The organism is Paenibacillus qinlingensis, assembly GCF_013204845.1.
GTDB classification, from domain to species: Bacteria; Bacillota; Bacilli; order Paenibacillales; family NBRC-103111; genus Paenibacillus_E; species Paenibacillus_E qinlingensis.
The window spans coordinates 466,208-489,244 of the sequence record NZ_JABMKY010000003.1 but is presented as its reverse complement, the minus strand read 5'-3'; the positions used below and the strand labels follow the sequence as shown (position 1 = coordinate 489,244).

The following is a 23,037-nucleotide window of genomic DNA, read 5'->3' as shown; positions in this document are numbered from 1 at the left end:
AGTAGACGATCAGGATGAATGTGAAAAAAAGAAAATGAAGGCTGGGTATGAACAAATAGACGATCCCCCTATGGGAACGATCCAATGGTCATATAGCTACTTTGCTTTTTCTCATCTCAACTCGGCTCTGCTCTACTCGACTAAACTCTGCTCTACTAACTTAAACTCATCTAATTTCACTATACTACCGGGTAGCTTCATTTGTCAATTTAACAATATCAGGACGAAGTGCTTTCGCTTCCTTCAAGTACACATGGTTAATCTCCGCTTGGGTTTTAGTTGTGTTTACTTGAACCATCAAACGAATACATTTCGGCAATGCATTCTCAACCGGAACTTCCAATGAACACATCAACGGAACAAGCTCCCAGCCTACTAGCGAGCGAATAGCTACTGCCGGAAATATCGCTGTAATATCTGCTGTTACGGTGATGAACACAGATCCAATATCTTCAGGACGAAAATCATTAGTCTCTACAATTGCTTGAAGAAGCTCACTTGTTGCACTAAGAATTTCTTCTGCATCATTCTGTTGTACTGTTGTCGCGCCACGAATTCCCCTTAAGTACATCGGTTATTTCTCCCCTTTTAGAAGGTCAACAATTTCTCTCACTTGCTGTGAGGTAACATCCTTACGGATCTCGACTTTACCAATTTCAGTCGGGACAATATACACCATCGTACCTTCTTTGAATTTCTTATCATGCATCATAGCACTCATAATGCGATCTGTATCCAAATGTGACGGTATGCTCACTGGCAATCCGTATTTCACAAATAAACCTCTGGTCACCGTATGGATGTCCTCGCTGTAGCCAAACTGCTGTGCAAGCTTTGCCGCACCGACCATTCCAATAGCAATACCCTCACCATGTAACAGCTCACCGTAGCCCGCTACGGCTTCTAATGCGTGACCGATCGTATGTCCGAGGTTTAATATTGCTCGGAGATCATTCTCACGTTCATCCTGCGATACAACGTTCGCTTTGACCTGACAACCTATGTAAAGCGCATAACTTAACGCTTCTGGATCTAACCCTAACAGTTTGTCTGCGTTTTCATCGCACCACTGTGTGAAAGCGGCATCCCAGATCAAGCCATGCTTGATCACTTCAGACAGGCCTGCCTTCACTTCGCGCTCAGGCAAAGTCAACAGCAAGTCGATGTCGAAGAGGACTAGCTCCGGCTGGTGAAACGCCCCGATGATGTTCTTCGCCATCGGGTGATTAACCGCTACCTTGCCGCCGACAGAACTGTCGTGAGCAAGGATGGTCGTCGGGATCTGCACGAAGCGGATCCCGCGCATGAAGCTCGCCGCAGCGAAGCCGGCGAGATCGCCGACCACGCCTCCTCCGAGGGCTATGATCGCAGAACTGCGATCAAGGCCTGCCTGGAGGGCGGCAGTTACGATTCCCTCGAGCTGCGCGAGGGATTTGGACGTTTCGCCTGCGGGCACGACGCAGGCTGTCGCGGCGAAGCCGCCGTCACGGAGCAGCGTCAGGACGCGCTCCAAGTGCAAGGCCGCCACCGATTCGTCGGTGACGATGAGCAGTGGCGACTTACGGCTAAGCTTCGCTCGATCGAACAGTGCCGAGATATTGGTAAGAATGCCTTGGCCAATATAAATGGGATAAGACCGTTCTCCAAGCTCTACGGTAAGTTCTCTCATTTTAGTAGTTCTCCACTTGTTTGAGGAAATTCGCTAAGTTAGCCCGGATTTCTTCGATGGAGTCTCCTCCGAATTTATCTAAGAACGCATTAGCCACTTCCCAAGCGATGACATTCTCCATGATCACGCCTGCTGCTGGCACTGCACACGTATCAGAACGCTCCACTTGTGCTGTAAACACTTCTTTCGTATCAATATCTACGCTTTGCAATGGCTTGTACAAAGTCGAAATTGGCTTCATCACGCCACGAACGATGATTTGCTCGCCTGTTGTCATTCCGCCTTCGAATCCACCTGCACGATTCGTTCTGCGTCTAAAGCCCGTTTCTTCCGTGTACAGGATTTCATCATGTACGTTCGATCCTCTGCGTTCTGCAGCTTCGAAACCGATTCCGAATTCCACACCTTTGAAAGCTTGAATGGAAAGCACGGCTTGTGCAATTTTGCCATCCAATTTGCGGTCCCACTGTACGTGACTTCCAAGTCCGACAGGTACACCTTCGATAATCACTTCCACGATACCACCTAAGGTATCGCCATCTTCTTTGGCAGCATCGATAGCAGCGATCATTTTCGCTTCAGCTTCTTTATCAACGACACGTACCGGTGATTCTTCTGTAATTCGAATGAGTTCATCAACAGGAAGCTCTTGACGCTCCACTTCAACATCGCCGATGCGGATAACTTGTCCAGCAACTTTGATTCCGAACTCTGCTAGCAATTGAAGAGCAACAGCCCCAGTGGCTACACGCATCGTTGTTTCACGGGCACTTGATCTTTCCAAAATATTACGCAAATCTTTTTGATTATATTTGAGGCCACCGTTTAAATCGGCGTGTCCAGGACGAGGACGGTTCACACGGCGTTTGCCTTCGTTATCTTCTTCAACGGGTTCAATCCCCATTACCGAAGTCCAATGTTTCCAGTCATTATTCACAACGACTAATGCGATTGGTGCTCCAGTTGTTTTACCATGACGCACGCCACCAGCAATAGTAGCTGTATCTTTCTCAATTTGCATCCGACGACCACGACCATAGCCTTTTTGACGTCTATGTAATTGATGGTTTAAGTCTTCAAAGTTAAGGTTTACATTACTTGGAAACCCTTCAATAATCGCAGTGAGCTGCGGGCCATGCGTTTCACCTGCTGTCAAATATCTCACAATCCGTTACCCCCTAAGAATTTTACGAAGAACATCGAACTCCGTATATAAACATAATAGTATGGAAAAACCGAGCCTACTTACTACATGTGCCACTGAAAAAAGCTGCAGCACCAAGCACTTTAGCGCTTTGACGCGCGATTATCTGTTGTCATTATAGTATAGCTACTCAGGTTTGGCAACAACACAAATGCAAAAACACGCTTCACAGGCCAGGGATAAACCCTTCTGTGTAAGCGTGTCATCATCTAGACAGGAACTAGAATTACCCGTGCATAGGTTGCTTCTGGATGACCCTCGGAGGCTCACAAAGCTGAGGATCATTCATAAGACCCGTAATTTGTGAGGAATCCACTCCTAAAATTTGAGCACATTCTTGAATGGAAATCATTCCTCTGCGATAAGCGGTAATCACCTTGCGTTTGTCCATGATAGCCCCCTAAGCGTGTATGCATTGTTCAAAGTTTGGTATTCCCCTCACTTTGCACTGCTACATCTTAGTATTGGAAAATAAGGAAGTTCTTATACCCCTTTTTTCCGATAAAAGAACGTTTCAGCCGCTTCCAGATCATATTGACCTGGTGAAAAAATCTGCTCAGTCGAGCCTACAAATAGCAGACCACCCGGCTTCAGGGCTTTGGCAAACTTCTGGTACAGCACATGCTTCGCTTCTTCTGTGAAATAAATGATGACATTACGGCACACGATCAGATCGTAACCGCTATCAAATGTATCTACAAGCAAATTTTGTTTCTGAAACTTTACTGACTTTTTGAGTTCATCCGAAACATGAAACATTAATCCATCCTGCTTAAAATATTTTTTCACATAATTAGCTGGTACATCCCGCACGGAACGATCCAAGTACATCCCTTTACGTGCTTTCTCCAGGGCGCCATCGTCAATATCTGTAGCGTGTAGGCTCGTCTCTGCCAATGCCCCTTGTTCAGCTAGAATCATGGCTAATGTGTAAGGTTCTTCACCCGTGGAACAGGCTGCGCTCCAAATCTTCAATCGGCGATTCCGCTTCAGCATCTCCGGTATAAATTTCTGTTCTACAAGCTCCCATCGATTCGGGTTTCTCCAAAATTCAGAAACATTAATCGTCATCCGATCCAAAAACTCATAGAATAATTCTTTGTCCTTCATCATTGCTTCAAAAAAAGAAATAAACGTATTGTAACCCCGCTTCATTCGCAAGGTAGTTAGTCGTCGCTTCATTTGCGCTTCCTTATACAACGCAAGATCAATGGACGTGTGTTCCTTTATTTTTTTAATAAACAACAAAAAATCTTGATCCTCCATGCTGTCCACCCACCTTGATCATTATCTACCTTGATACATTCTGTGTGGATTTACCAAAATCCTTCATTAAAAAACAAAAAGAACCTGTATCGTATCCGATAACAGATTCTTTGATGTGGAAGATTAGATCCATTCTTGTATGTTTTTTGAGTATGTAAAAATTTCGTTTGGCTGAAAAAAATTATTAATTTCACGTTCAGCACTTTCGGGTGAATCAGACCCATGAATCAGATTGAGATTCGTATGTACAGCATAATCTCCGCGAATGGTTCCTGGTGCCGCTTCCAATGAATTCGTTTTGCCAATCATGGTTCGCGACAATGTGATAACTTGATCACCATGCCATACCATTGCAAAAACAGGTCCGGATGTAATAAAATTCACAAGTCTTTCGAAAAAATCTTTTCCTTTATGCTCCGCATAGTGTATCTCGGCTTGTTCTCGTGAAATGACTGTCAACTTGCTGCCAATCAATTGGAAACCTTTCTGTTCAAAGCGTTTTACAATCTCACCAACAAGACCCCGTTGTACACCATCTGGTTTAACCATGAGAAATGTTTTTTCCATTGAAAGACTACCTCCTTCGTTAATAAGATCGATTCCCGATAAAATGAGCGATTTCAATAAGATCTTTCTTTGCTTGGTTATCCGGCAGTTTGTCTAATGCTGAAATCGCTTTATCAATATACACCTGGGAAAGTCGATCTGCTTCCTTGATACCAGCACTGCCTCGAATCATGTCTAAGAATCGAGTAACATCCGTTTGTCCATCCAGTTTATGTATTCGATCAAGTTCTGTCAATATCATTGGCCTTAAAGCTGGATCTTGCAGGGTCAGGATTACCGGCAACGTAATATTCCCTTGCTTGACATCACTTCCAGGCGGCTTCCCGATCTGCTTCTCGGTTCCTGTTAAATCCAGAATATCATCTCTAATTTGGAAGGCCATACCTACATTATAACCAAAATTATACAATTTAGTGCTCAACCAGTCTGGAGCGCCTGAAGCCATTGCACCTAATTGGCAAGAGATCGCTATTAATAACGCAGTCTTGCGTCGAATGCGAAGTAAATAGTCACGTATGGTTTGCTCAGAATGAAAGAAAAAACGAATTTGCTCCATTTCGCCAATAGACATTTCAACGATAGCTTTTGACATGATCTGGTGCACTCTCGGATCCGGAATCTGAGTAATCACACCTAGCGCTCTTGCAAAAATATAATCACCTGTAAACATCGCAATGCGATTATCCCATTTGGAACGAACCGTTAATTGACCTCGCCGCGTATTCGCATCGTCAATGACATCATCATGAACAAGAGAAGCCATGTGAATAAGCTCTAATGGCACTGCTACATTTTTCATCGTTTGGAGTTCATATTTGCCAAATTCACCTGAAAGCAGAACGAAAACGGGTCTAATCCGTTTTCCTCCCGCTTTAAGTAGGTGGATCGAAGTTTCTCTTAATAAAGAGTGATCGTTATTCACACTCTCTTCCAGCTCTTTCTCAATCGCTGAAATATCTCTTCTTTTCCTAGCATATATATCCAACAAATTTTTCATTCGGTCACCCGTGCCACTTTATTATCTTCCCAAATGCCTATCTCAACTGGCTTCGGTAAAAAACCAAGTTCGTAACAATACTGATAGTACGAATGAAGTCCTTCCCACTGCTCAGATGCGAAATCATAACACAACGTATGAAAATAATGATGCCAATAGTCGGAAGTGCCACCCACGGTAGCTTGTGCCTCTTCAATCATATACTTTGGCTCGCGATGAGCCTTTTCCTTACTTGCCTTAAACGCTTCGAAAATAGTAGAAACAAGCTCTGGATAGGCGCGAATCGTTTCCTTACGGATTGCCCAGACAGCGAATGTCATCCATTTCCCCGTCCATTTGGCCCACTCTTGACCAAGGTCCGTTATCATATACTTTTGATTCCGCCAGCTTTCCTTAATGGCATCATCCCCAATAAGAAGAGCAGCATCTGTGCCCTCCATCATTTGATCTAAATTTGGCTTCGCATATTCGTAGGTCGGTTTACCATTATAAAATTTCTCAAGAATAATTTTCAGTAAATTAACAGAAGTCGCTGATGTCGTAGGAAGTATGATTTTCCCGTTCACGATTTCTCGCAAGGGCTTGTCATGGAAAAGCAGAATCGAATTGACTTCCCCGTAGGAGCTAACGGATAGATCCGGGAAAAGCATGTATTCTTCATAGAATTGACCATATGAAAAAGAAGAAATAGGTCCCATATCAATTTGGCCTTCAGCCATGGCTTTATTGAGTGAAGTGGGTACCTGTTCAATAATATCGACTTCTGAACTATTCATCAGCTCAGGAAAATAATAATAGATCGGCCACACATTCGTATAATTGATTCGACCTATTCGGATTTTAGGGTCTAGGTTGCTCATCAATATCTCCCCATCTACGGTACAAGGTATGATCAATCTCCATGCTATCCATTACTTTACCTACCAAAAAATCAACCATCTCATCGATTGAGCGCGGACGATTATAGAAGGCTGGCATAGCCGGTATCATTCGCACACCCATTCTTGTTAGGGTAAGCATATTTTCTAAATGTATAGCATGCAAAGGCGTTTCCCTTGGCACCAAAATTAATTTTCTTCCTTCTTTTAGCATAACGTCCGCGGTACGCTCAAGTAAGTTATCGGACGAACCATGCGCAATGCCAGATAACGTACCCATCGAACATGGGATTACAACCATCCCTTTGGTTCGAAACGAACCGCTTGCCACGGTCGCACCAATATTCGCCACGGGATGATATTCATACGTGCCTGCTCGTCCACCGAAGTGCTTCTCAAGCACTTCTACACGTTTCGTTGCACTCCAGTCATGTTCATCCTGCAGAACACGCCATCCCGCATCTGTAATAATAAGATGCACATCTAAACCAAGATCCAATAACACTTCACATAATCGTACACCGTAGATTGCTCCACTCGCACCCGAAATTCCAATAACCCAATTTCCGCCGCTCATGAGTGCTTACTCACAAGGACATCAAGTAAAGTGAAAGTAAACATAACTAAACTCAATACCCCATTCATTGTGAAGAAAGCCGTATTTAGTTTGGACAAATCCTGTGGGGTAACGAGTCTATGTTCTTTAAATAGCAAGATATAAGCAATAACAAGTCCAACCAAGTACAACCAGCTCAGATGCGTGATGAAAAATAAGGAGACTAAACCGATTGCAGTTAAGACATGCAGGACTCGTGCTGTATGAAGTGCTGCTTTGATGCCGAATCGACTTGGCAGCGAGTGTAATCCTTCTTTCCGATCAAATTCTGCATCCTGACAAGCATAGATGAGATCGAAACCAGCACTCCAGCAGGCAACCGTTAAGAAAAAGATGATCGATGACCATGTAAATTCGCCTGTTACCGCGATCCAACCACCAAGCGGGGCGAGCCCCAACGTCAAGCCAAGTACAAAATGGCATGTCCAAGTGAACCTTTTGGTATAGGAATAAATCACTAAAAAGAACACAGCTATAGGTAGAAGCTTCATGGACAATGCACTTAAGTGATAGGTTGCCCAGAAAAGAACTGCAAACGAGATGATAATATAGAGAATAACTTGCGGTATTGAAATGAGCCCTGCTGGGATAGCCCGATTCTCTGTTCTTGGATTACGCTTGTCAATAGCTTGGTCAATTACACGATTCAATGCCATTGCGGCTGTTCGTGCCCCCACCATTGCTAAGGTGATCCAACCGATCTGTGCCCAGCTAGGTAAGTGTCCCTGCCACACAACGGAACCGAGTATAGCCCCCATGAAAGCAAAAGGCAAAGCAAACACACTGTGTTCGAATTTAATCATTTCAAGAAAAATCTTTAGTTTAGTAAACATATGTGAATTACACTCCTGATTTCTTATTACCTTTTGTCCCTACATGTAGCGCGGCTACACCACCAAAGAGTGGATGGGCCTGTACCTGATCTAAACCATTCTTTGCGAAGATAGCCGCGAGTTGCTTATGATCTGGAAACGAAATTAATGATTCCGGTAACCACTTATACTGCTCATATTTCTTAACAATCAATTTACCGAGAAACGGCATGATATGTCGGAAATATACATAATAGATGGACTTAAATGGCTGCCAAGTTGGTTTGGATAGCTCTAAAGACACAACTAGCCCTCCGGGCTTAACGACACGTTGCATTTCTCGAATGACTTGCTCTAGATCGGGCACATTACGCAAGGCAAACCCGATTGTAGCAAAGTCAAACTTATTGTCGTCAAACGGAAGACTCATCGCATTTCCTTGTATAAGCTCGACCTGTTGGTCTAAGTGCAGCTGTTTTATTTTCTCAGCACCAATATCCAGCATATTTTGGCTGAAATCCAATCCAACCATTTTCCCTGTTTTACTAGCTTGAGCAAGACTGATGGTCCAATCACAAGTACCACAACATAAATCTATGGCCGTAGCACCTGGCTGTACATTCATCTTCTTCATTGCAAATTTACGCCATGCTTTGTGACGATTAAAACTAATGATATTATTCATCAAATCATATTTAGGTGCGATGCTTTCAAAAACACCATGTACAAATTCTTCTTTACTTTTGGCTTTTTTATTTTCACTATTTGTATTGCTTACACTCATTCCCCAGGTCCCCTTAAATTTCTTCTAACACTTTAGGATGCTCCCCAGCCCACCGTAAAAAGGGTTCTCCCATGTGAAAGAGTTCACTTTGTAGCCTATCCGATTCAAGCTTCTTTACAAAGTCCTGCAATTGCTTCGATTGAATGTTCAGCAATTGATACAATTGTGAAGAAATATTGTATTTATGTAGAAGTGTACGAACCTTCGTCGTATCTACCTCTTCACCTTGTAATAGTTTCCGCTCTTCTCGTGTGCCGTTCTGGCTAATATGCCAATAACCCCAACTGCCCTTGAACTTCGATATCGTTTCGATCCGGAAAATTTCTGTGAACAACAGTTCACATCTCACAAAACCTCTAAGAATCTCAGGCCAAGCTTGTTTGTTAGCGCCATACATGACTTCTGAAAAAGACAAAAAAAGCTGAGATTTAATTTCCACCGAAAGGTGAATGTAATCTTCTGCCGTCAGTTTCAGCTGCTTCATTTTCGTATAACTGCTCATCTTTAGCCGATTGACTTCACAGATCGCATTTGAAAGCTGCTTAATCATATCGATCTGCCCTGTTTTAGCTAGGAGATGATAAAACCTCGCACTAAAGTAGTCTCCAGCAAGCACTTTTAATTGCCTGGATCTTGATGCTTTCTTCTCCTTGACTTCATTGGACGCTGTCACAAGATCATGAGTATCAAGTCCTAGCTGCACAAGTGCTGTTGCTACAGTAAACAATTCACTTAATGAGCTTAGTTTGTTATTTTCATTCAAGAATGCAAACAACAGACGTGTGCGCAACTCAGGAAAATCGGGCAGGTCTGTGTGAATTTGGATCATATCATACTCCGTGTACTGTTTAGCGATCTCAGGGATCCGATAAGAATTCATGCAAAAGCCTCCGTAACCGTATGCCAAATATCATTTTATGAAACTCGATGTCTCAATCCAAATTATTATAGCATAACACGTTAATAGAAGCACAATAAATTATAGGGGATACTTTTGTTGCCATTTGGAGGTATACGTGATGCGAAATCGGTTCTGAAGCTCCTGCTCCAATTGAATTAAACTAAGCTCTGAAGGCTTCTTCTCCATATCTTTACCAAATTCACGCTGAGCAACCATAGCCAAGACAAGCTGAGTTGAGGTTGTATTGGGCGATCCGGAATAATCGATGATGCGTACCCACACTTGATCGACATTTTTAGTGTTTACCAGCATCGTTTGTGCAATTGTATACAAGTCACGATATACCGCACTTGTCTCCGCATTCTTGGGTAAACTTAAATCAAGTGACAATCGTGAGGTGCTCAGTTCCACTTTCCGTATTCGCAACTGAAGTGGAATTTGAACTAAAAGATCGGCCAAATTATTCTCGGTAAGCTGTCCCCCTCGATTATTGGACCACGTGTAGTCAGATCCTAAGCCTGAAGAAAGATCCAACTTAGGTAACATGGATAGACTAATCGCAACAACAACGGAAATTCCTAGTGTGATCACAATACGCATTGACCATTTCACTATCAACACCCCCTAAGCATATGCAGGAGCTAAATAACCGACAGGTTATCCAAATAAACAAGTCCTATACACCATTGTACATAGAAAAAAAGCAGGCTATGCCTGCTTTTCTCAATAATCTCTTATTCTTCTGTATCGATCGTACCAAACTTGGTCATAATCAAAGCCTTGCCTCTAACTTTAACCGCGGATGTATGCTCAGTGAACTGAGCAATCATAACTTCACCCTTGTCTAGCTTCTCTGTATGATGAAAACGTGTGTCTTGTCCACGTGTTAACCCAATCACATGAACACCATTATCTTTTGCTTTAATTACGAAATATTCGTTACCGTTCGAGTTTGACTGATCTGATTTATTCGATTGTTCCATATCCATCCTCCGTTCTTCCCTAACCTTCATCTCTTACCTAATGATGCCAAAAAAAGCAACTGGAAGTCAACATGTCCTACATAGTTAATTCAGAAGGCGCTGATTTTGCCTGTTTCCGATAAAATTGTTTGAACTTCGCTGGCAAAGCATACGTAGATCCTAAGCGAATAAGAAGATCCGTCAATTTAACGGTTCCATAAGCGAATAACATGCCTGCGATGACATCGATTACCCAATGAATTTGCAAATACAGCGTCGAAAAAATAATAGCCGAACAATACGTGACCATCATGTATTTAAAAATTCGATCCTTCTCCCGCAGTGCAAGTAGCAGCATTGCAAACGAGATGGATGTATGCATACTAGGAAAACAATTCATTACGGCTACTAAAAGGGAGTTTTCATCCGCAAACACACGATGCAGTAAATCTGGTTGCTTATTTACATACCATACTTCATGAAGCAGAATCAAATTATAAAAAGGCAAGATTAGCGGAAATTGCAGCATATGCCCCGAAAGCGCGTAAGACAACATTTTTTTGATACTACGCGTCCAGAAGCTGCGAACAATACAGATCCAAAGCGAGAGCACAAAACCATAATTGTACACCCAAACCATTGCTCTATCCAAAAATGGTGTCGAGATCCACCTTGCCCATCCCCCCGTATTCAACGGGATTGCGTTCATATAGCTATCCCAGCGCCAGGGGTGGCGATTATTTTCAAACATCCAGTTGGCAATTTTCCACCAAAAACCATTGCCTGTCCCATAAAAATAATAAAAAACACCTAATAGTGGAATGCCGATCAGAAAAAAGCGTTTCCAATCTACATCGATCTGATCCTTCCGTACACCTAACAAACAGATACACAGTAAAATCCAACATTCTGTACTCCAGTTTCCCACCGTACCAATTTGCCAAATTAAGAAAATAGAAGCAATTATACCGAACATTGTCCAATCCAGTGACTTTATTAGCTCATTCAACTTCATCTTAGTCAACCCTGTACCCCCTACGTAATCCAAAAGATTCAATCTTATGAAAGCTACTCGCTTTGTTTCTTAGCAATAGAAAAAGACATCGAACACCGATGTCTCTGTCATAATCGGAGTAACACGATTCGAACGTGCGACCTCACCCACCCCAAGGGTGCGCGCTACCAGGCTGCGCCATACCCCGTTACGTTTACAGCCAAAAATAACGCATTCACTTTTGTTAGTATAGTAGGAGAATTTCAAATTGTAAAGCCATTTTCAGGCAAAACAAATAAAGCCGCTACCCGCATTTAGCGGCCACGGCTTTATAATTATGTAACGTTCAATCCTATGTATAAATACAAATTATTGAATGCCATCTTTAAGTGCTTTACCAGGTTTGAAAGCTGGGATTTTGCTTGCTGGAATATCAATTTCTCCACCAGTCTGTGGATTGCGTCCTTTACGAGCAGAACGTTCACGAACTTCGAAGTTACCAAATCCAACCAATTGTACTTTATCTCCACCTTGCAATGCTTCAGAAATTGCATCAAAAACAGCATCTACTGCTTTCGTTGCGTCTTTCTTGGAAAGCTCAGATGTTTCCGCAACTTTGTTGATCAATTCAGATTTATTCATGCCATTCACCTCCCCCCAAAATTTCTCACTACCGTTACTTCCTGTTTTCACCGTTTTCCTAGAAATTATACATAAACTTCTGAAAAATCGTTGATTTTCTAAGCAAAATGAACTTTGAAAGCAGACGAATAAATTCATAGTAATACACTCAGGGAGCAATTTCAAGTATCTATTTCCATTTTATGTGGGACTTTCCGCTAATAAACGACAAAAAACACCCTTTCGAGTGTTTTTGTCCACATTTTCCTACAGAATAATAGCGATCAAGCCGCCCGATCCTTCGTTAATAATACGTCCAAGCGTTTCTTGAAGTTTATATCTTGCATTATCTGGCATTTGAGCAAGCTTGCCTTGAATGCCTTCTCGCACAATCGAATGCAATGATCTTCCGAAAATATCGGATTCCCAAATCTTGAGTGGATTATCCTCAAAATCTTGCATTAGATAGCGTACAAGCTCTTCACTCTGCTTCTCCGTTCCGATGATCGGTGAGAACTCGGATTCTACATCCACTCGAATCATATGAATGGAAGGCGCGGTAGCTCTTAGACGTACGCCGAATCTGGAGCCTTGACGGATTAACTCAGGCTCATCTAACGCCATCTCAGCAAGCGTAGGAGGCGCTATCCCATACCCGGTTGTTTTGACCATCTCAAGTGCCTCAGCGAATTGATCATATTCCCTCTTCGCATGTGTGAAATCCTGCATAAGCTGGAGAAGATGATCCTTCCCACGGATTTCAACACCAACGACCTCGACGAGAATGCGATCATAGAGTTCATCTGGTGCAAAGAGGTCAATCTCAGCAACACCCTGCCCCATATTTAGGCCAGCTAATGCAGCCTTGTCGATAAACTCATATTCAGCAAATTGACTGACAACACGATCAACATCACGTAAGCGTCTGATATCCTGTACCGTATCGCGAACAGATGCTTCGAACTGTGTCCGCAGCCAATGATTCTCATCTAGAACCATAACCCAGCTTGGCAAGTTCACATTCACTTCATGTACCGGGAACTCATACAGGACTTCACGAAGCACGGAGACCATTTCTTCTTCTCCAGCGCTAGCTACACTCATTGTTACAACTGGAACATCATAGCGGCTTTGCAGCTCGCTGCGCAGCTCAAGTGCAGGCTCACTGTTTGGTTTCTGAGAGTTAATAATCACAATGAACGGTTTCCCGACCTCTTTGAGCTCATTAATAACTCTTTCCTCTGCCAATACATAGGAAGACCGCGGGATATCCGAGATCGTGCCATCTGTCGTAACCACAACACCTAATGTGGAGTGCTCTTGAATGACTTTCCGTGTTCCGATCTCAGCCGCTTCTTGGAAAGGAATCGGCTCATCGAACCATGGTGTATTGATCATCCGAGGTCCGTTCTCGTCTTCATAGCCTTTGGCGCCATCGACTGCATACCCGACACAATCAACAAGGCGGACATTGACATTCAGTCCTTCAGCCACAGAAATTTGAACCGCCGTATTCGGTACGAATTTCGGCTCCGTTGTCATAATCGTGCGGCCAGCAGCGCTCTGCGGGAGTTCATCGGTAGCCCGGATCCTATCCGCTTCGCTTTGAATGTTCGGCAGCACTACAGATTCCACAAAACGCTTTATAAAGGTTGATTTCCCTGTCCGGACTGCTCCGACAACCCCCAGGTAAATGTCCCCTCCCGTTCGTTCTGCAATGTCCTTAAAGATATCCACTTTCTCCAAGAGAATCCCTCCTACAGTTTGGTCGTCAACTGACGCTAGTGACGGTAACAATTGACTACTCGTACATTCATTTGGACTAGTAAAAATATATGTACTTTCGATAGAAATATGATAGATGCGTTTCAACTTTTTTTCGCTCATATTTTATGAAGCACATACGGCTTTCGAAAGAATATATGATCAGTCAGTTGCGCTTATTCTATAAAGACAAAAAAACCTCTTACACATGGGTAAGAGGTTCGTTCAAATTTAGTTGTGTGGCATAGGTTGATTATCTTTCCAAGCATAGGGAACGCTCCGAATCGGAACAAAGTAGGATTTATCTACGAGAATTTGCCTCAAATCTTGATCCGGCTTCAAGGATGCCTCTAATGCATTATTCTTAACGAACGTGTTGATATCCATTGCATAATCAATAGTTACTTCTCCCGTTTGCTTGTTTAGAATGTAGGTAATGGCAGTTTTCCGATTATATACAGATTTAATATCAGTTTCTTTCATCCCTATCAACTTGAAATCTACGTAGGCAAATGCATCATTAATGGCGACCCCTTGCGGCATATTGCCACCATGTTTCGCTATGTAATCATTCACTTTCTTCTGTACATCTTCCACACTTTGATAGGCGGATAGATCCATTAGCTTCACTGTAGGCTTCGTTTCGGCATCAACGAGTACATAGATGAAGACACCACCACTTTCAAACGCGTTCGCTGGCACTGTACTGAGCAGATTCGTTTTTTTAAGTTTAGGAAAATCGATTACATATTTCTCATAGAGTGGTGTCGTCATCTCGCTATTTTTAATGGGAAGTACACCGGTTTTTTCATGATAACTATCAACTGCTTGCTGCACCACGGTAATAAATTCGGCAGGATTAATTTGATTCTCTTTCCGTAGCTCTTGTGGGTACGCGCAGCCTGTAAGCAAAATAACCAAGATGAGTGCCAGAAGCAAACTTCTACCTTGGGTTCGTTGTCGTTTCACGTTCACTCTTCAACCATCCTATCTTGTCTAAATGAAATCGTCATCCTCTGCTTGTCTAGCTAGCTGTGCTCGAATTGCAGCCTTAAGAGGATCCTCCGGAATGTGTACTTCCACATCACCAGTTACTCGCGCTTGGCATGCAAGACGAACTCCCTCATCTGCTAGGGAGCCAAGCTTCAACCGTTCATTCGTATTCAGTGGCGCTAGACCACTTTGGTCGCCTACCTTTACTTTACACATTAAACAAGCAGCCTTTGCTCCGCAACGCGTTCGAATATGGACCTTGGCTTTATTACCAGCGTCCAACAATGTTGTACCTGGTCTTACTTTAATTTTCTTATTATCTGGCCAAAAATGAACATCAAACACACTCATCATCGTCACCGGTTCCTATCTAGCAATTCGTTCATCTTTACATGAAATTCATGACCCCACTGATTGCGGTTCATCAAATCATTCAAAGCTTGCATATGTCTGTCAGGATGATCTTGCATCTCTCTAAGAATTGGTTCATAGCGATCAGGTCGATTTCGGAGGACATTAAAGAGAAATTCATGCGCTAAAGGCATCACGGGAACCTTCCAAGCCTCAATGAAGGCGGGACAATAATGGTTCTCCTGTAAGTAGTTGACTTCAACTTGATACAAGGATCCCAGTGCCTTTACTTTAAAATCTCCAACAACTTCAACGACATGTCCATCAATGTGATAATGACTTAGCATCGAAGCATATATAGGTGTTTCACTAAATTCCGGGTTATCAATCGCGAATGGCTGCAGCAACTTATGTACCGTATGAACATCCTTCAGATCGATATAAATATCCAAATCTCTGGGAGTTCTTCCTATATCAACGTTATGCATGAGTAAGCCACAGCTTCCGCCAATTAGCCATTGTACGTTATGGGCTTGCTGTAACCGAGTATGAATAGTCGAAATCGACGGGAGTAGTGGCTCCAGCAGTTTCATCATGCCCACACCTTTCAGGCAGTAATTTTTAAAAATAAGGCTTGTGCGTTACACTAATCGTTCCTACTTGCTTTACCACGCATTGACAGGCTAGACGATAGCCATGCGCAAGCTCATCTGGCTCTAGACGATCTTCTTCCGCCTCGGATGCCTCTGTAAGCAACTCACGACCTTCAGCCACGTAGCAGCGACATCTCGCGCAGGTTCCTCGTGTACATGAAAATCCCCAATCCACATCTGCCTTCAAGGCATGGTCCAGAATGGTTAATCCCGTTTCTGGCGTTAGTTTTATCTGCGTTTTCCGTGTTTTCAGTTCTAACATGATGATTTCCCCTCCGGTAGGTTAAAACAAAGAAGATAACATAAAAAGTAAGATTGGAATAAACATTAGAAATGCAATGAAAGACAACACACCGCGCCATACGCCAGTTGTTCTTGTACGAGCATAAGAGATCAGAAACGACGCAACAACCATCAGTCCCATGGCCACAAATGAGGCCCACATTTTGTCTAAAGGTGACATATGATAAACTCCTTATGTAAAAATCGTAAAAATGAAACACATGTAAGTATAGCACAGAACGAGAAAAAAGCATAAAGGGGATGAACCCCTTCATGCTTCTCATTTCTTGCCCAACATCATGCTCATTAATTGCTGCATATTATTGGTATCCAGTTTACTGCTTTTAACAGCTTGAACGATATCATTAATCGTTTCTTCGGATACTTTGACATTCACTAATCCAGAAACTTGTTTAATGAGGGCTCTTAATTGAACTTCACTCTGCATAGTAGAAGGTTTCACTCCACTTGCAATTTTTTCGATATCTTTAGATGTCACGGACTTGCCCGTCTTCTTCTTGACCACACTTAATATGTCCTTTGACATATCTTTATTCGCCAATTGTGCCGCCTCCTATACCCTAAGCTATTGAGAACTCCTGATAGGGTATAGTATGAATGCGGAGAAGATCTGGTGTAGGCTATCTCCAACCTTTTATTCATCTTGTCATCGGTAATTCTTCCATTTCGTGTGTACGCACACGTCCCATAAGATCACCAGCTGCAAGCTGTGGAGATTTCCCTTCAAATAATACGTTATGTAATTCATTCGTAATTGGCATGGTGACTTCATAGCGCTTCGCCAGGTCATAGGCTGCTTTCGTCGTTTTCACGCCCTCTACGACCATTCCCATCTCTTGGAGCACTTCTTCTAAAGGAATCCCCTTGGCCAATTTGTTGCCTGCCCGCCAATTTCTGCTATGTTTACTTGTACAAGTTGCGATCAAATCACCTATCCCAGCTAACCCAGCAAAGGTAAGAGGGTTTGCCCCCATTGCCGTACCTAGCCGCGTAATTTCCGCTAGTCCTCTAGTAACGAGTGCTGCTTTCGCATTATCTCCGAAATCTAAGCCATCTGTCAGCCCTGCGCCAAGCCCAATGATATTCTTAAGCGCTCCACCTACCTCAACACCTGTTACATCCGGATTCGTATACACACGGAAATAGCGTGTAATGAGCAGGTCCTGAGCAACCTCAGCAGCTTGTAAATCCTCGGCAGCGACAACAACAGTTGTCGGCATTTTACAAATGACTTCTTCGGCATGACTCGGTCCTGAAAGAACGACGAATCGCTTCGGATCCATCTCTGGGAGCTCATCCGCGAGTACCTCTGTCATACGCTTAAGGGTTCCTGTTTCAAAACCCTTAGTCGCATGAATAATAAGTGTATCTTTCTTCAAAAATGGACGCATACGTGAAGCAACTTCACGCATACCTGAAGATGGAACCACCATAATGATTGCATCCGCATCTTGTACAGCTTCTTGCAAAGAATGAGTCGCTATAATCGAAGAAGATAGTGTTATTTCTTTGAGGAAACGGCTATTCGTATGCTTTTCATTAATTTCTACCACTTGTTCTTCATTACGAGACCATAGAAGGACTTCTTTCCCATTATCCGCCAATACCGAGGCGAGTGCCGTCCCCCAACTTCCAGCTACAAGGACCGATACTTTTTGTGTCACGGTTTCCCCTCCTACGCGTAGTTGTTTTTCGTTAGGCTCTTTTCTGGCCCAGCTTGTTTTCTTTACCTTGAATAAGTTTTACAATATTCGTCCGATGACGTAAGAAGGCAAAAGCACATAGCAAAATGCTTATCCACAGTACAGGTAACGGCCGGTCCATCCCCCAAATTAGAAAAGGTAAGAGTGCTGTAAGAATAAGGGAGCCGAGCGATACGAATCGTGTGATAGCGATGATGACTATGGCTGTTAAGCCTGCGATCAAGGTAGGAACAAAACATAGTGTAGCCATGACCCCAATGGTTGTCGCAATGCCTTTACCGCCACGGAAGCCAAAAAACACAGGCCAATTATGCCCTACAATGGCTGCTAACCCACACAACACACGAATCCACATGTTATCAGGTCCCGGGGCAGCCCACACGCCTAGTAAGACAGCTACGACGCCTTTCAAGGCATCTAACAGCAGGACGAGGATTGCTGGCCACTTCCCTAGAACGCGAAGCGTATTCGTTGCCCCCGCGTTCCCACTGCCGTGCTTGCGGATATCAATTCCCTTAAACCATTTTCCGAATAAATAACTAAAGCTGATGGATCCGAGTAAATAGCCCACTACAATTGTTATTATCGAAAGCAAAGTACAACATCTCCTATTCTTTGTCCGAAGTTTTTCTACGGCTCAAGATACGAATGGGCGTTCCTTCAAAGCCAAATGCTGCACGGATTTTGTTATCCAAATAACGTTCATATGAGAAATGCATAAGCTCTGGCTCATTCACGAAGAGAACGAACACCGGCGGTTTCACGGCTACTTGTGTCACATAGTTAATGCGCAGACGCTTCCCTTTATCCGTTGGCGGCGGATTGTAAGCTACCGCGTCAGAAACAACGTCATTCAGGAGATGTGTTTGTACACGCAACGCATGATTCTCAGCCACTTGTACGATGACAGGCAGCAATTTATGAAGTCGCTGTGTTGTTTTAGCGGATACAAAAACGATAGGTGCATAACTCAAGAACAAGAAATGGTCGCGAATCGTCGTCGTGAAATGTTGCATCGTCTTATCATCTTTCTCAACGATATCCCATTTATTTACGACAATAACAATCGCTTTTCCTGCTTCATGTGCGTAGCCCGCAATATGTTTATCTTGGTCAATAATACCTTCTTGTCCGTCGATTACAACGAGTACCACATCTGCACGCTCAATGGCTTTCATTGCCCGCATAACACTGTATTTCTCAGTGTTCTCATAAACTTTACCACGCTTACGCATACCTGCTGTATCGATGATAACGAACTTCTGTCCATCACGCTCGAAAGGAGTATCAATCGCATCACGCGTTGTACCTGCAACGTCGCTCACAATAACGCGCTCTTCACCAAGAATCGCATTCGTCATCGAAGATTTACCAACGTTCGGGCGACCAATCAAGGCAAACTTGACAACTTCATCGCCATATTCATCATCTGTTTTGTCAGGGAATAAATTACAAACAACCTCAAGGAGATCGCCAATCCCGATTCCGTGCGAACCGGATATCCCTACAGGATCACCGAATCCAAGGGAATAGAATTCATAAATATCATCTTGTCGCGCCAAATTATCCACTTTATTTACAGCCAACACAACTGGCTTCTTAGAGCGGAATAATAACTGAGCTACTTCTTCGTCCGACGGAGTAACGCCCGCTTTCGCGTCAACCATGAATACAATGACATCCGCTTCTTCAATGGCAAGCTCTGCTTGTACACGAACAGATTTCAAAATGACATCTTCGCCATCAATTTCAATACCGCCAGTATCAATGACACTAAACGATGTATTAAGCCATTCACCAACACCATATAAACGATCTCGCGTGACACCTGGTTTATCTTCTACGATCGCCATACGATCGCCTACGATTCGATTAAAAATGGTGGATTTCCCGACATTAGGTCGGCCTACAATTGCAAGTACCGGTCTAGCCAATTTACATCTCTCCTTCGGATTCCATGATCAGACATGGAAAATTACGCAACTTACATCATAACAAAAAAGAGGCGCCTTGGCTAATCTCTTTTGAGACTTCCATCAAATATGCGCTATTTCACTGGAGGATCAGGAATGTTTCACCAGAATCATCGTGCCATTTTTCAAGTCATGTGCATTCGCATCTAACATTTTCTCCAATGAGAATGCGGTTTTCTGCATCTCCTCTTCGCCATCAACTACAAAGATAGGCGCCCCGCCAGCAATTCGGTCTTTCGTCAATGTCACTATGGCTAGAATTTGGGACATAAGGGCTTTACCCCTCCTCCTTTTTATTAACGCCAGCTTCCGAAGGCATACGCACAGCACTTTCAAGTACAGGTACACGATGAAGGGCAGTGCATGTTTTCTCTTTATCATTTTCCTGCAAAAGTAATAGTAAACCTATCGTCCCTGAGTCCAGATCCAATTTAGCCATAGGTCGTAAAGAAGGCTCTCCCTCATCACGATACACTCCGAATAGCGTGGACATATCATACATAATGGCTTGCCTCTGGCCAACATGAGAAATCGTTACCCGTGCATTACGATTTTTCGGCTTAATTAAAAAACCTTGACCGTATTTCATTATTTTTTCTCTTGTATCCTTAAGTCCTACGTTCATCATATAAATAGAACCCACAGAGACATCCGGCCCATCCATATGAATATCAACAGGTTCAATATCAGCGATGTCCCCTAATTTGCTTCCCGATTTAAAAAAGTTGGCGAGCCAAATTGAGATGAATCCAGCAGCGATCCCCCAGTACCAAGCACCTAAAATACTAAATAAGGAGGCCATAAACGCTGTCATAATAACCAAATAATTACGACCTTCGAATACCATGGCAATACCCTCGATATAGGCCGCTCCTCGAGGCACAAGTTCTAACTCGTCCACTTTCGTTAAGCTCTGTCTTTCCATATTGCGCACATCTCTAAATTGTTGTGCCGCTAAAGATAGAAACGTAACTGCTGTGTAATTTTTCTCCAACAGCGCAGGAACGGCAACCGCTCCAAGACCAGCAGCAATAACGCCAAGTGAGACATGAATGATTTTGCCATGTGGATACGTTGGATATTGCCGATAATCCGTGCGAAGCATATTGATCCGGGATAGAATACCAAAAATCACACCAATGACAATCCCGATGGTATACCGATGTGTATGTAACCAAGCCATATCCATTGCGTTAGTTGCCCCCCCTGCGGTCAAACCAGCTTCTCACGACGGTTCGACAACCACTGTATGCAGCTTGTACAACAATCGTTATCGTTCTAGCTGTAAAGATAGACAGCCACCATTGATCTTGGAAAGTTGCCATACCCAGTTGATGAAATCCATCTACTTGATGAATACCAGCTTGATACATATCCCCGATCAAATATCCGATCGAAATAGCTGCAATTTGTTCCCAAGCATTGCGCTGAACAACTACCGCCACGATGGCAATCAATAGGGCAGTCTGCCATTCAGAATTGCGAATGATGAGAATAGGGTCCATTTCTAACAGTTGTTGAAATAGAAAATGGAGTGAACCGATTAGAAGTCCTATGGAAAGCAGATGAAGCTTATGTATAAAACCTTGTGTGACATAAAGAATACTAATGGCGATCGTTAGTACAACAACATAAACAAGCTGGAGATGTATGTGTTGTATCGTCACGGTTACTCTCGATCCGATCAGCCAAGAGACAAAAAAAAGAAGCATGCCTTTATGCGATATACTTCGGATGTACAGCTCCTTCCAACCGCTGGCCAGCAAGATCAACGTGATGCAAAGGAGAATAAGCGACAGATAACCGGCATTCATAATCAAACCACCCTAGCTTGCGTAGCATCGATGACTTCCTCTGTCATCAATGTGCTTGCGGATCTTCAGGCTCCCCCTCAAGTGAGTAATAAGGGAGATCTGCCTGATCCTTAGTATGGCAATATTTTGATTATTTACTCTGATTAGTTCGCTCTGCGTATGAAGTTAAGTCAATGCCTCTCGTTCGACACCATTCTGCAGTATCTCCAACGATGACAACTGGACACCCCGTAAGGGCATGAATCGAATTAGCGCCTAACGCCGTCATAATTAAGATGAGTCCTTGGTGAAGCTCTTCTGCATAAGCGTGAAGTGCATCTACGCCATCCACACGCAATACCTTGAGAAATGCGCCTGCCATACCCACTGCTGATGCGCCTAAGGTAAGTGCTTTCGCTGCTTCTAAAGCATTTGTAATGCCGCCTGACGCAATAATAGAACCCCATGGATATACAGATAGGGTTTCTAATAAAGTCATACTTGTCGGTGTACCCCAATCGTTCAGCCAATCTAGTGCAGCAGGTCGTCTCGCATTTTCAATAGCAGCAAAATTCGTGCCGCCTGAGCCCCCCACATCGAGCACCTGAACACCAATATCTCTCAACTGCTTCGCATTATCACGAGAAATGCCAAATCCTACTTCTTTCACAATTACCGGGACTGACGAATGGCGAACAATATTTTCAATGCGTCCAAGCATGCCAATAAAACTGCGATCACCTTCAGGCATAATCAGTTCTTGCATTACGTTGAGATGGATTTGAAGCGCATTCGCTTCTATCATATCAACTGCACGTAACGCTTGCTCCGTTGTGGCTTCGCTCCCCAAATTAGCAAAGATGATACCATTCGGATTCTCGCGCCGCACCACTTCATAGCTTGACGCTACTTCACTATTCTTAATAGCTGACATCTGGGAACCAACTGCCATAGGTAAACCTTTCTCCCTGGCTAGTATGGCCAATTCGCGATTAATGCTCTCTGTCTCGTGAGCGCCGCCGGTCATTGCATTAATTAAAATCGGCGAACTCATAGTGAGATCGCCGATTGTGGTTGTTAAAGCAATATGATCCGTCGAAGTCTCAGGAAGACAGTTATGCACAAGCTTGATATCCGCCAACCCTTGTTGACGGGTTTGACCAAGCTCCAGCGCGTAATGGACATGCTCCATTTTGCGTGAGATGCGCATTTCTGTACCCTCCCTAGAAATTG

At 43.4% G+C, this 23,037-nt stretch carries 30 protein-coding genes and 1 tRNA gene; all 31 read right to left on the bottom strand.

What is annotated here, in order from left to right; all coding sequences use genetic code 11:
- Nucleotides 1-184: 184 nt before the first annotated feature.
- Nucleotides 185-571, bottom strand: coding sequence for a chorismate mutase (gene aroH, locus HQN88_RS09015; RefSeq protein WP_173110206.1), 387 nt, complete (start codon nt 569-571; stop codon nt 185-187).
- Between the two features lie 3 nt (nt 572-574).
- Entirely contained in the window at nt 575-1,669 is a 1,095-nt protein-coding gene (aroB, locus tag HQN88_RS09010) for a 3-dehydroquinate synthase (RefSeq protein WP_173110204.1), read from the bottom strand.
- Nucleotide 1,670: 1 nt separating this feature from the next.
- Nucleotides 1,671-2,834 carry a chorismate synthase gene (gene aroC / locus HQN88_RS09005; protein ID WP_173110202.1) on the bottom strand — a complete coding sequence of 388 codons (1,164 nt, stop codon included), beginning with the start codon at nt 2,832-2,834 and terminating at the stop codon, nt 1,671-1,673.
- Between the two features lie 265 nt (nt 2,835-3,099).
- Nucleotides 3,100-3,264: a hypothetical protein gene (locus HQN88_RS09000; protein WP_173110200.1), complete on the bottom strand. Its 165-nt coding sequence runs from the start codon at nt 3,262-3,264 to the stop codon at nt 3,100-3,102.
- 92 nt (nt 3,265-3,356) lie between these two features.
- A complete protein-coding gene (locus tag HQN88_RS08995; protein WP_173110198.1) occupies nt 3,357-4,139 on the bottom strand; it encodes a CheR family methyltransferase in 783 nt (260 codons plus the stop codon).
- A gap of 123 nt (nt 4,140-4,262) precedes the next feature.
- On the bottom strand, nt 4,263-4,706 hold the full coding sequence (ndk, locus tag HQN88_RS08990) for a nucleoside-diphosphate kinase (RefSeq protein WP_057312038.1): 444 nt from the start codon (nt 4,704-4,706) through the stop codon (nt 4,263-4,265).
- Nucleotides 4,707-4,725: 19 nt separating this feature from the next.
- On the bottom strand, nt 4,726-5,703 hold the full coding sequence (locus tag HQN88_RS08985) for a polyprenyl synthetase family protein (RefSeq protein WP_173110196.1): 978 nt from the start codon (nt 5,701-5,703) through the stop codon (nt 4,726-4,728).
- Nucleotides 5,700-6,563: a menaquinone biosynthetic enzyme MqnA/MqnD family protein gene (locus HQN88_RS08980; protein WP_173110194.1), complete on the bottom strand. Its 864-nt coding sequence runs from the start codon at nt 6,561-6,563 to the stop codon at nt 5,700-5,702. The genes HQN88_RS08985 and HQN88_RS08980 overlap by 4 nt, the downstream gene beginning before the upstream one ends.
- Entirely contained in the window at nt 6,544-7,158 is a 615-nt protein-coding gene (locus tag HQN88_RS08975) for a UbiX family flavin prenyltransferase (RefSeq protein ID WP_173110192.1), read from the bottom strand. Before HQN88_RS08975 ends, HQN88_RS08980 begins: the two co-directional genes overlap by 20 nt.
- Nucleotides 7,155-8,030 (bottom strand): UbiA-like polyprenyltransferase, encoded by an 876-nt coding sequence (locus tag HQN88_RS08970; RefSeq protein ID WP_173110190.1) that lies wholly within the window; start codon nt 8,028-8,030, stop codon nt 7,155-7,157. Before HQN88_RS08970 ends, HQN88_RS08975 begins: the two co-directional genes overlap by 4 nt.
- A 7-nt stretch (nt 8,031-8,037) precedes the next feature.
- Entirely contained in the window at nt 8,038-8,793 is a 756-nt protein-coding gene (locus HQN88_RS08965) for a demethylmenaquinone methyltransferase (RefSeq protein WP_173110188.1), read from the bottom strand.
- A 13-nt stretch (nt 8,794-8,806) separates the two neighbouring features.
- Entirely contained in the window at nt 8,807-9,673 is an 867-nt protein-coding gene (locus HQN88_RS08960) for a heptaprenyl diphosphate synthase component 1 (RefSeq protein ID WP_173110186.1), read from the bottom strand.
- Between the two features lie 99 nt (nt 9,674-9,772).
- Nucleotides 9,773-10,306 carry a hypothetical protein gene (locus HQN88_RS08955; protein WP_173110184.1) on the bottom strand — a complete coding sequence of 178 codons (534 nt, stop codon included), beginning with the start codon at nt 10,304-10,306 and terminating at the stop codon, nt 9,773-9,775.
- A 122-nt stretch (nt 10,307-10,428) separates the two neighbouring features.
- Nucleotides 10,429-10,677, bottom strand: coding sequence for a trp RNA-binding attenuation protein MtrB (gene mtrB / locus HQN88_RS08950; RefSeq protein ID WP_056614396.1), 249 nt, complete (start codon nt 10,675-10,677; stop codon nt 10,429-10,431).
- 76 nt (nt 10,678-10,753) lie between these two features.
- A complete protein-coding gene (locus tag HQN88_RS08945; RefSeq protein WP_246320147.1) occupies nt 10,754-11,671 on the bottom strand; it encodes a phosphatase PAP2 family protein in 918 nt (305 codons plus the stop codon).
- A gap of 113 nt (nt 11,672-11,784) precedes the next feature.
- Nucleotides 11,785-11,858 (bottom strand) — tRNA-Pro (locus tag HQN88_RS08940).
- A 161-nt stretch (nt 11,859-12,019) separates the two neighbouring features.
- Entirely contained in the window at nt 12,020-12,292 is a 273-nt protein-coding gene (locus HQN88_RS08935) for an HU family DNA-binding protein (protein ID WP_056614405.1), read from the bottom strand.
- 246 nt (nt 12,293-12,538) lie between these two features.
- Nucleotides 12,539-14,017, bottom strand: coding sequence for a stage IV sporulation protein A (gene spoIVA / locus HQN88_RS08930; RefSeq protein WP_056614411.1), 1,479 nt, complete (start codon nt 14,015-14,017; stop codon nt 12,539-12,541).
- 249 nt (nt 14,018-14,266) lie between these two features.
- The gene (locus HQN88_RS08925) at nt 14,267-15,010 is read right to left on the bottom strand and encodes a hypothetical protein (RefSeq protein WP_173110182.1); all 744 of its coding nucleotides are present in this window, start codon (nt 15,008-15,010) and stop codon (nt 14,267-14,269) included.
- A gap of 21 nt (nt 15,011-15,031) precedes the next feature.
- Nucleotides 15,032-15,382: a 2Fe-2S iron-sulfur cluster-binding protein gene (locus HQN88_RS08920; protein ID WP_420794158.1), complete on the bottom strand. Its 351-nt coding sequence runs from the start codon at nt 15,380-15,382 to the stop codon at nt 15,032-15,034.
- 2 nt (nt 15,383-15,384) lie between these two features.
- The gene (locus tag HQN88_RS08915) at nt 15,385-15,975 is read right to left on the bottom strand and encodes a nucleotidyltransferase domain-containing protein (protein WP_173110180.1); all 591 of its coding nucleotides are present in this window, start codon (nt 15,973-15,975) and stop codon (nt 15,385-15,387) included.
- A 25-nt stretch (nt 15,976-16,000) separates the two neighbouring features.
- The gene (locus HQN88_RS08910) at nt 16,001-16,294 is read right to left on the bottom strand and encodes a 2Fe-2S iron-sulfur cluster-binding protein (protein ID WP_173110178.1); all 294 of its coding nucleotides are present in this window, start codon (nt 16,292-16,294) and stop codon (nt 16,001-16,003) included.
- Nucleotides 16,295-16,315: 21 nt separating this feature from the next.
- Nucleotides 16,316-16,495, bottom strand: a complete 180-nt coding sequence (locus HQN88_RS08905) for a DUF2768 family protein (protein WP_173110176.1) — start codon at nt 16,493-16,495, stop codon at nt 16,316-16,318.
- A gap of 99 nt (nt 16,496-16,594) precedes the next feature.
- The gene (locus HQN88_RS08900) at nt 16,595-16,861 is read right to left on the bottom strand and encodes a stage VI sporulation protein F (RefSeq protein WP_173110482.1); all 267 of its coding nucleotides are present in this window, start codon (nt 16,859-16,861) and stop codon (nt 16,595-16,597) included.
- A 112-nt stretch (nt 16,862-16,973) separates the two neighbouring features.
- Nucleotides 16,974-17,999, bottom strand: coding sequence for an NAD(P)H-dependent glycerol-3-phosphate dehydrogenase (locus HQN88_RS08895; RefSeq protein ID WP_173110174.1), 1,026 nt, complete (start codon nt 17,997-17,999; stop codon nt 16,974-16,976).
- 31 nt (nt 18,000-18,030) lie between these two features.
- Nucleotides 18,031-18,633 carry a glycerol-3-phosphate 1-O-acyltransferase PlsY gene (gene plsY, locus HQN88_RS08890; protein ID WP_173110172.1) on the bottom strand — a complete coding sequence of 201 codons (603 nt, stop codon included), beginning with the start codon at nt 18,631-18,633 and terminating at the stop codon, nt 18,031-18,033.
- A gap of 13 nt (nt 18,634-18,646) precedes the next feature.
- The gene (gene der / locus HQN88_RS08885; RefSeq protein WP_173110170.1) at nt 18,647-19,972 is read right to left on the bottom strand and encodes a ribosome biogenesis GTPase Der; all 1,326 of its coding nucleotides are present in this window, start codon (nt 19,970-19,972) and stop codon (nt 18,647-18,649) included.
- A 129-nt stretch (nt 19,973-20,101) separates the two neighbouring features.
- Complete coding sequence (locus HQN88_RS08880; protein ID WP_173110168.1) at nt 20,102-20,281, bottom strand: capping complex subunit for YIEGIA; 180 nt, start codon at nt 20,279-20,281, stop codon at nt 20,102-20,104.
- Between the two features lie 7 nt (nt 20,282-20,288).
- Nucleotides 20,289-21,194 (bottom strand): YIEGIA family protein, encoded by a 906-nt coding sequence (locus HQN88_RS08875; protein WP_173110480.1) that lies wholly within the window; start codon nt 21,192-21,194, stop codon nt 20,289-20,291.
- Nucleotides 21,195-21,204: 10 nt separating this feature from the next.
- Nucleotides 21,205-21,825 (bottom strand): YphA family membrane protein, encoded by a 621-nt coding sequence (locus tag HQN88_RS08870; protein WP_173110166.1) that lies wholly within the window; start codon nt 21,823-21,825, stop codon nt 21,205-21,207.
- 130 nt (nt 21,826-21,955) lie between these two features.
- Complete coding sequence (gene fni / locus HQN88_RS08865) at nt 21,956-23,014, bottom strand: type 2 isopentenyl-diphosphate Delta-isomerase (RefSeq protein WP_173110164.1); 1,059 nt, start codon at nt 23,012-23,014, stop codon at nt 21,956-21,958.
- Nucleotides 23,015-23,037: the final 23 nt, after the last annotated feature.

Excerpts from the sequence above, each read along its gene's own strand:
- HQN88_RS08870 (WP_173110166.1), bottom strand. The coding sequence starts at position 21,825 with ATGAATGCCGGTTATCTGTCGCTTATTCTCCTTTGCATCACGTTGATC.
- HQN88_RS08985 (WP_173110196.1), bottom strand. The coding sequence starts at position 5,703 with ATGAAAAATTTGTTGGATATATATGCTAGGAAAAGAAGAGATATTTCA.
- HQN88_RS08905 (WP_173110176.1), bottom strand. The coding sequence starts at position 16,495 with ATGTCACCTTTAGACAAAATGTGGGCCTCATTTGTGGCCATGGGACTG.
- mtrB (WP_056614396.1), bottom strand. The coding sequence starts at position 10,677 with ATGGAACAATCGAATAAATCAGATCAGTCAAACTCGAACGGTAACGAA.
- HQN88_RS08965 (WP_173110188.1), bottom strand. The coding sequence starts at position 8,793 with ATGAGTGTAAGCAATACAAATAGTGAAAATAAAAAAGCCAAAAGTAAA.
- HQN88_RS08995 (WP_173110198.1), bottom strand. The coding sequence starts at position 4,139 with ATGGAGGATCAAGATTTTTTGTTGTTTATTAAAAAAATAAAGGAACAC.
- HQN88_RS08970 (WP_173110190.1), bottom strand. The coding sequence starts at position 8,030 with ATGTTTACTAAACTAAAGATTTTTCTTGAAATGATTAAATTCGAACAC.
- HQN88_RS08980 (WP_173110194.1), bottom strand. The coding sequence starts at position 6,563 with ATGAGCAACCTAGACCCTAAAATCCGAATAGGTCGAATCAATTATACG.
- HQN88_RS08975 (WP_173110192.1), bottom strand. The coding sequence starts at position 7,158 with ATGAGCGGCGGAAATTGGGTTATTGGAATTTCGGGTGCGAGTGGAGCA.
- HQN88_RS08910 (WP_173110178.1), bottom strand. The coding sequence starts at position 16,294 with ATGTTAGAACTGAAAACACGGAAAACGCAGATAAAACTAACGCCAGAA.
- HQN88_RS08900 (WP_173110482.1), bottom strand. The coding sequence starts at position 16,861 with ATGTCAAAGGACATATTAAGTGTGGTCAAGAAGAAGACGGGCAAGTCC.
- aroH (WP_173110206.1), bottom strand. The coding sequence starts at position 571 with ATGTACTTAAGGGGAATTCGTGGCGCGACAACAGTACAACAGAATGAT.
- HQN88_RS08960 (WP_173110186.1), bottom strand. The coding sequence starts at position 9,673 with ATGAATTCTTATCGGATCCCTGAGATCGCTAAACAGTACACGGAGTAT.
- HQN88_RS09000 (WP_173110200.1), bottom strand. The coding sequence starts at position 3,264 with ATGGACAAACGCAAGGTGATTACCGCTTATCGCAGAGGAATGATTTCC.
- aroB (WP_173110204.1), bottom strand. The coding sequence starts at position 1,669 with ATGAGAGAACTTACCGTAGAGCTTGGAGAACGGTCTTATCCCATTTAT.
- ndk (WP_057312038.1), bottom strand. The coding sequence starts at position 4,706 with ATGGAAAAAACATTTCTCATGGTTAAACCAGATGGTGTACAACGGGGT.
- HQN88_RS08945 (WP_246320147.1), bottom strand. The coding sequence starts at position 11,671 with ATGAAGTTGAATGAGCTAATAAAGTCACTGGATTGGACAATGTTCGGT.
- HQN88_RS08915 (WP_173110180.1), bottom strand. The coding sequence starts at position 15,975 with ATGATGAAACTGCTGGAGCCACTACTCCCGTCGATTTCGACTATTCAT.
- HQN88_RS08920 (WP_420794158.1), bottom strand. The coding sequence starts at position 15,382 with ATGATGAGTGTGTTTGATGTTCATTTTTGGCCAGATAATAAGAAAATT.
- fni (WP_173110164.1), bottom strand. The coding sequence starts at position 23,014 with ATGCGCATCTCACGCAAAATGGAGCATGTCCATTACGCGCTGGAGCTT.
- HQN88_RS08935 (WP_056614405.1), bottom strand. The coding sequence starts at position 12,292 with ATGAATAAATCTGAATTGATCAACAAAGTTGCGGAAACATCTGAGCTT.
- HQN88_RS08875 (WP_173110480.1), bottom strand. The coding sequence starts at position 21,194 with ATGGCTTGGTTACATACACATCGGTATACCATCGGGATTGTCATTGGT.
- HQN88_RS08880 (WP_173110168.1), bottom strand. The coding sequence starts at position 20,281 with ATGTCCCAAATTCTAGCCATAGTGACATTGACGAAAGACCGAATTGCT.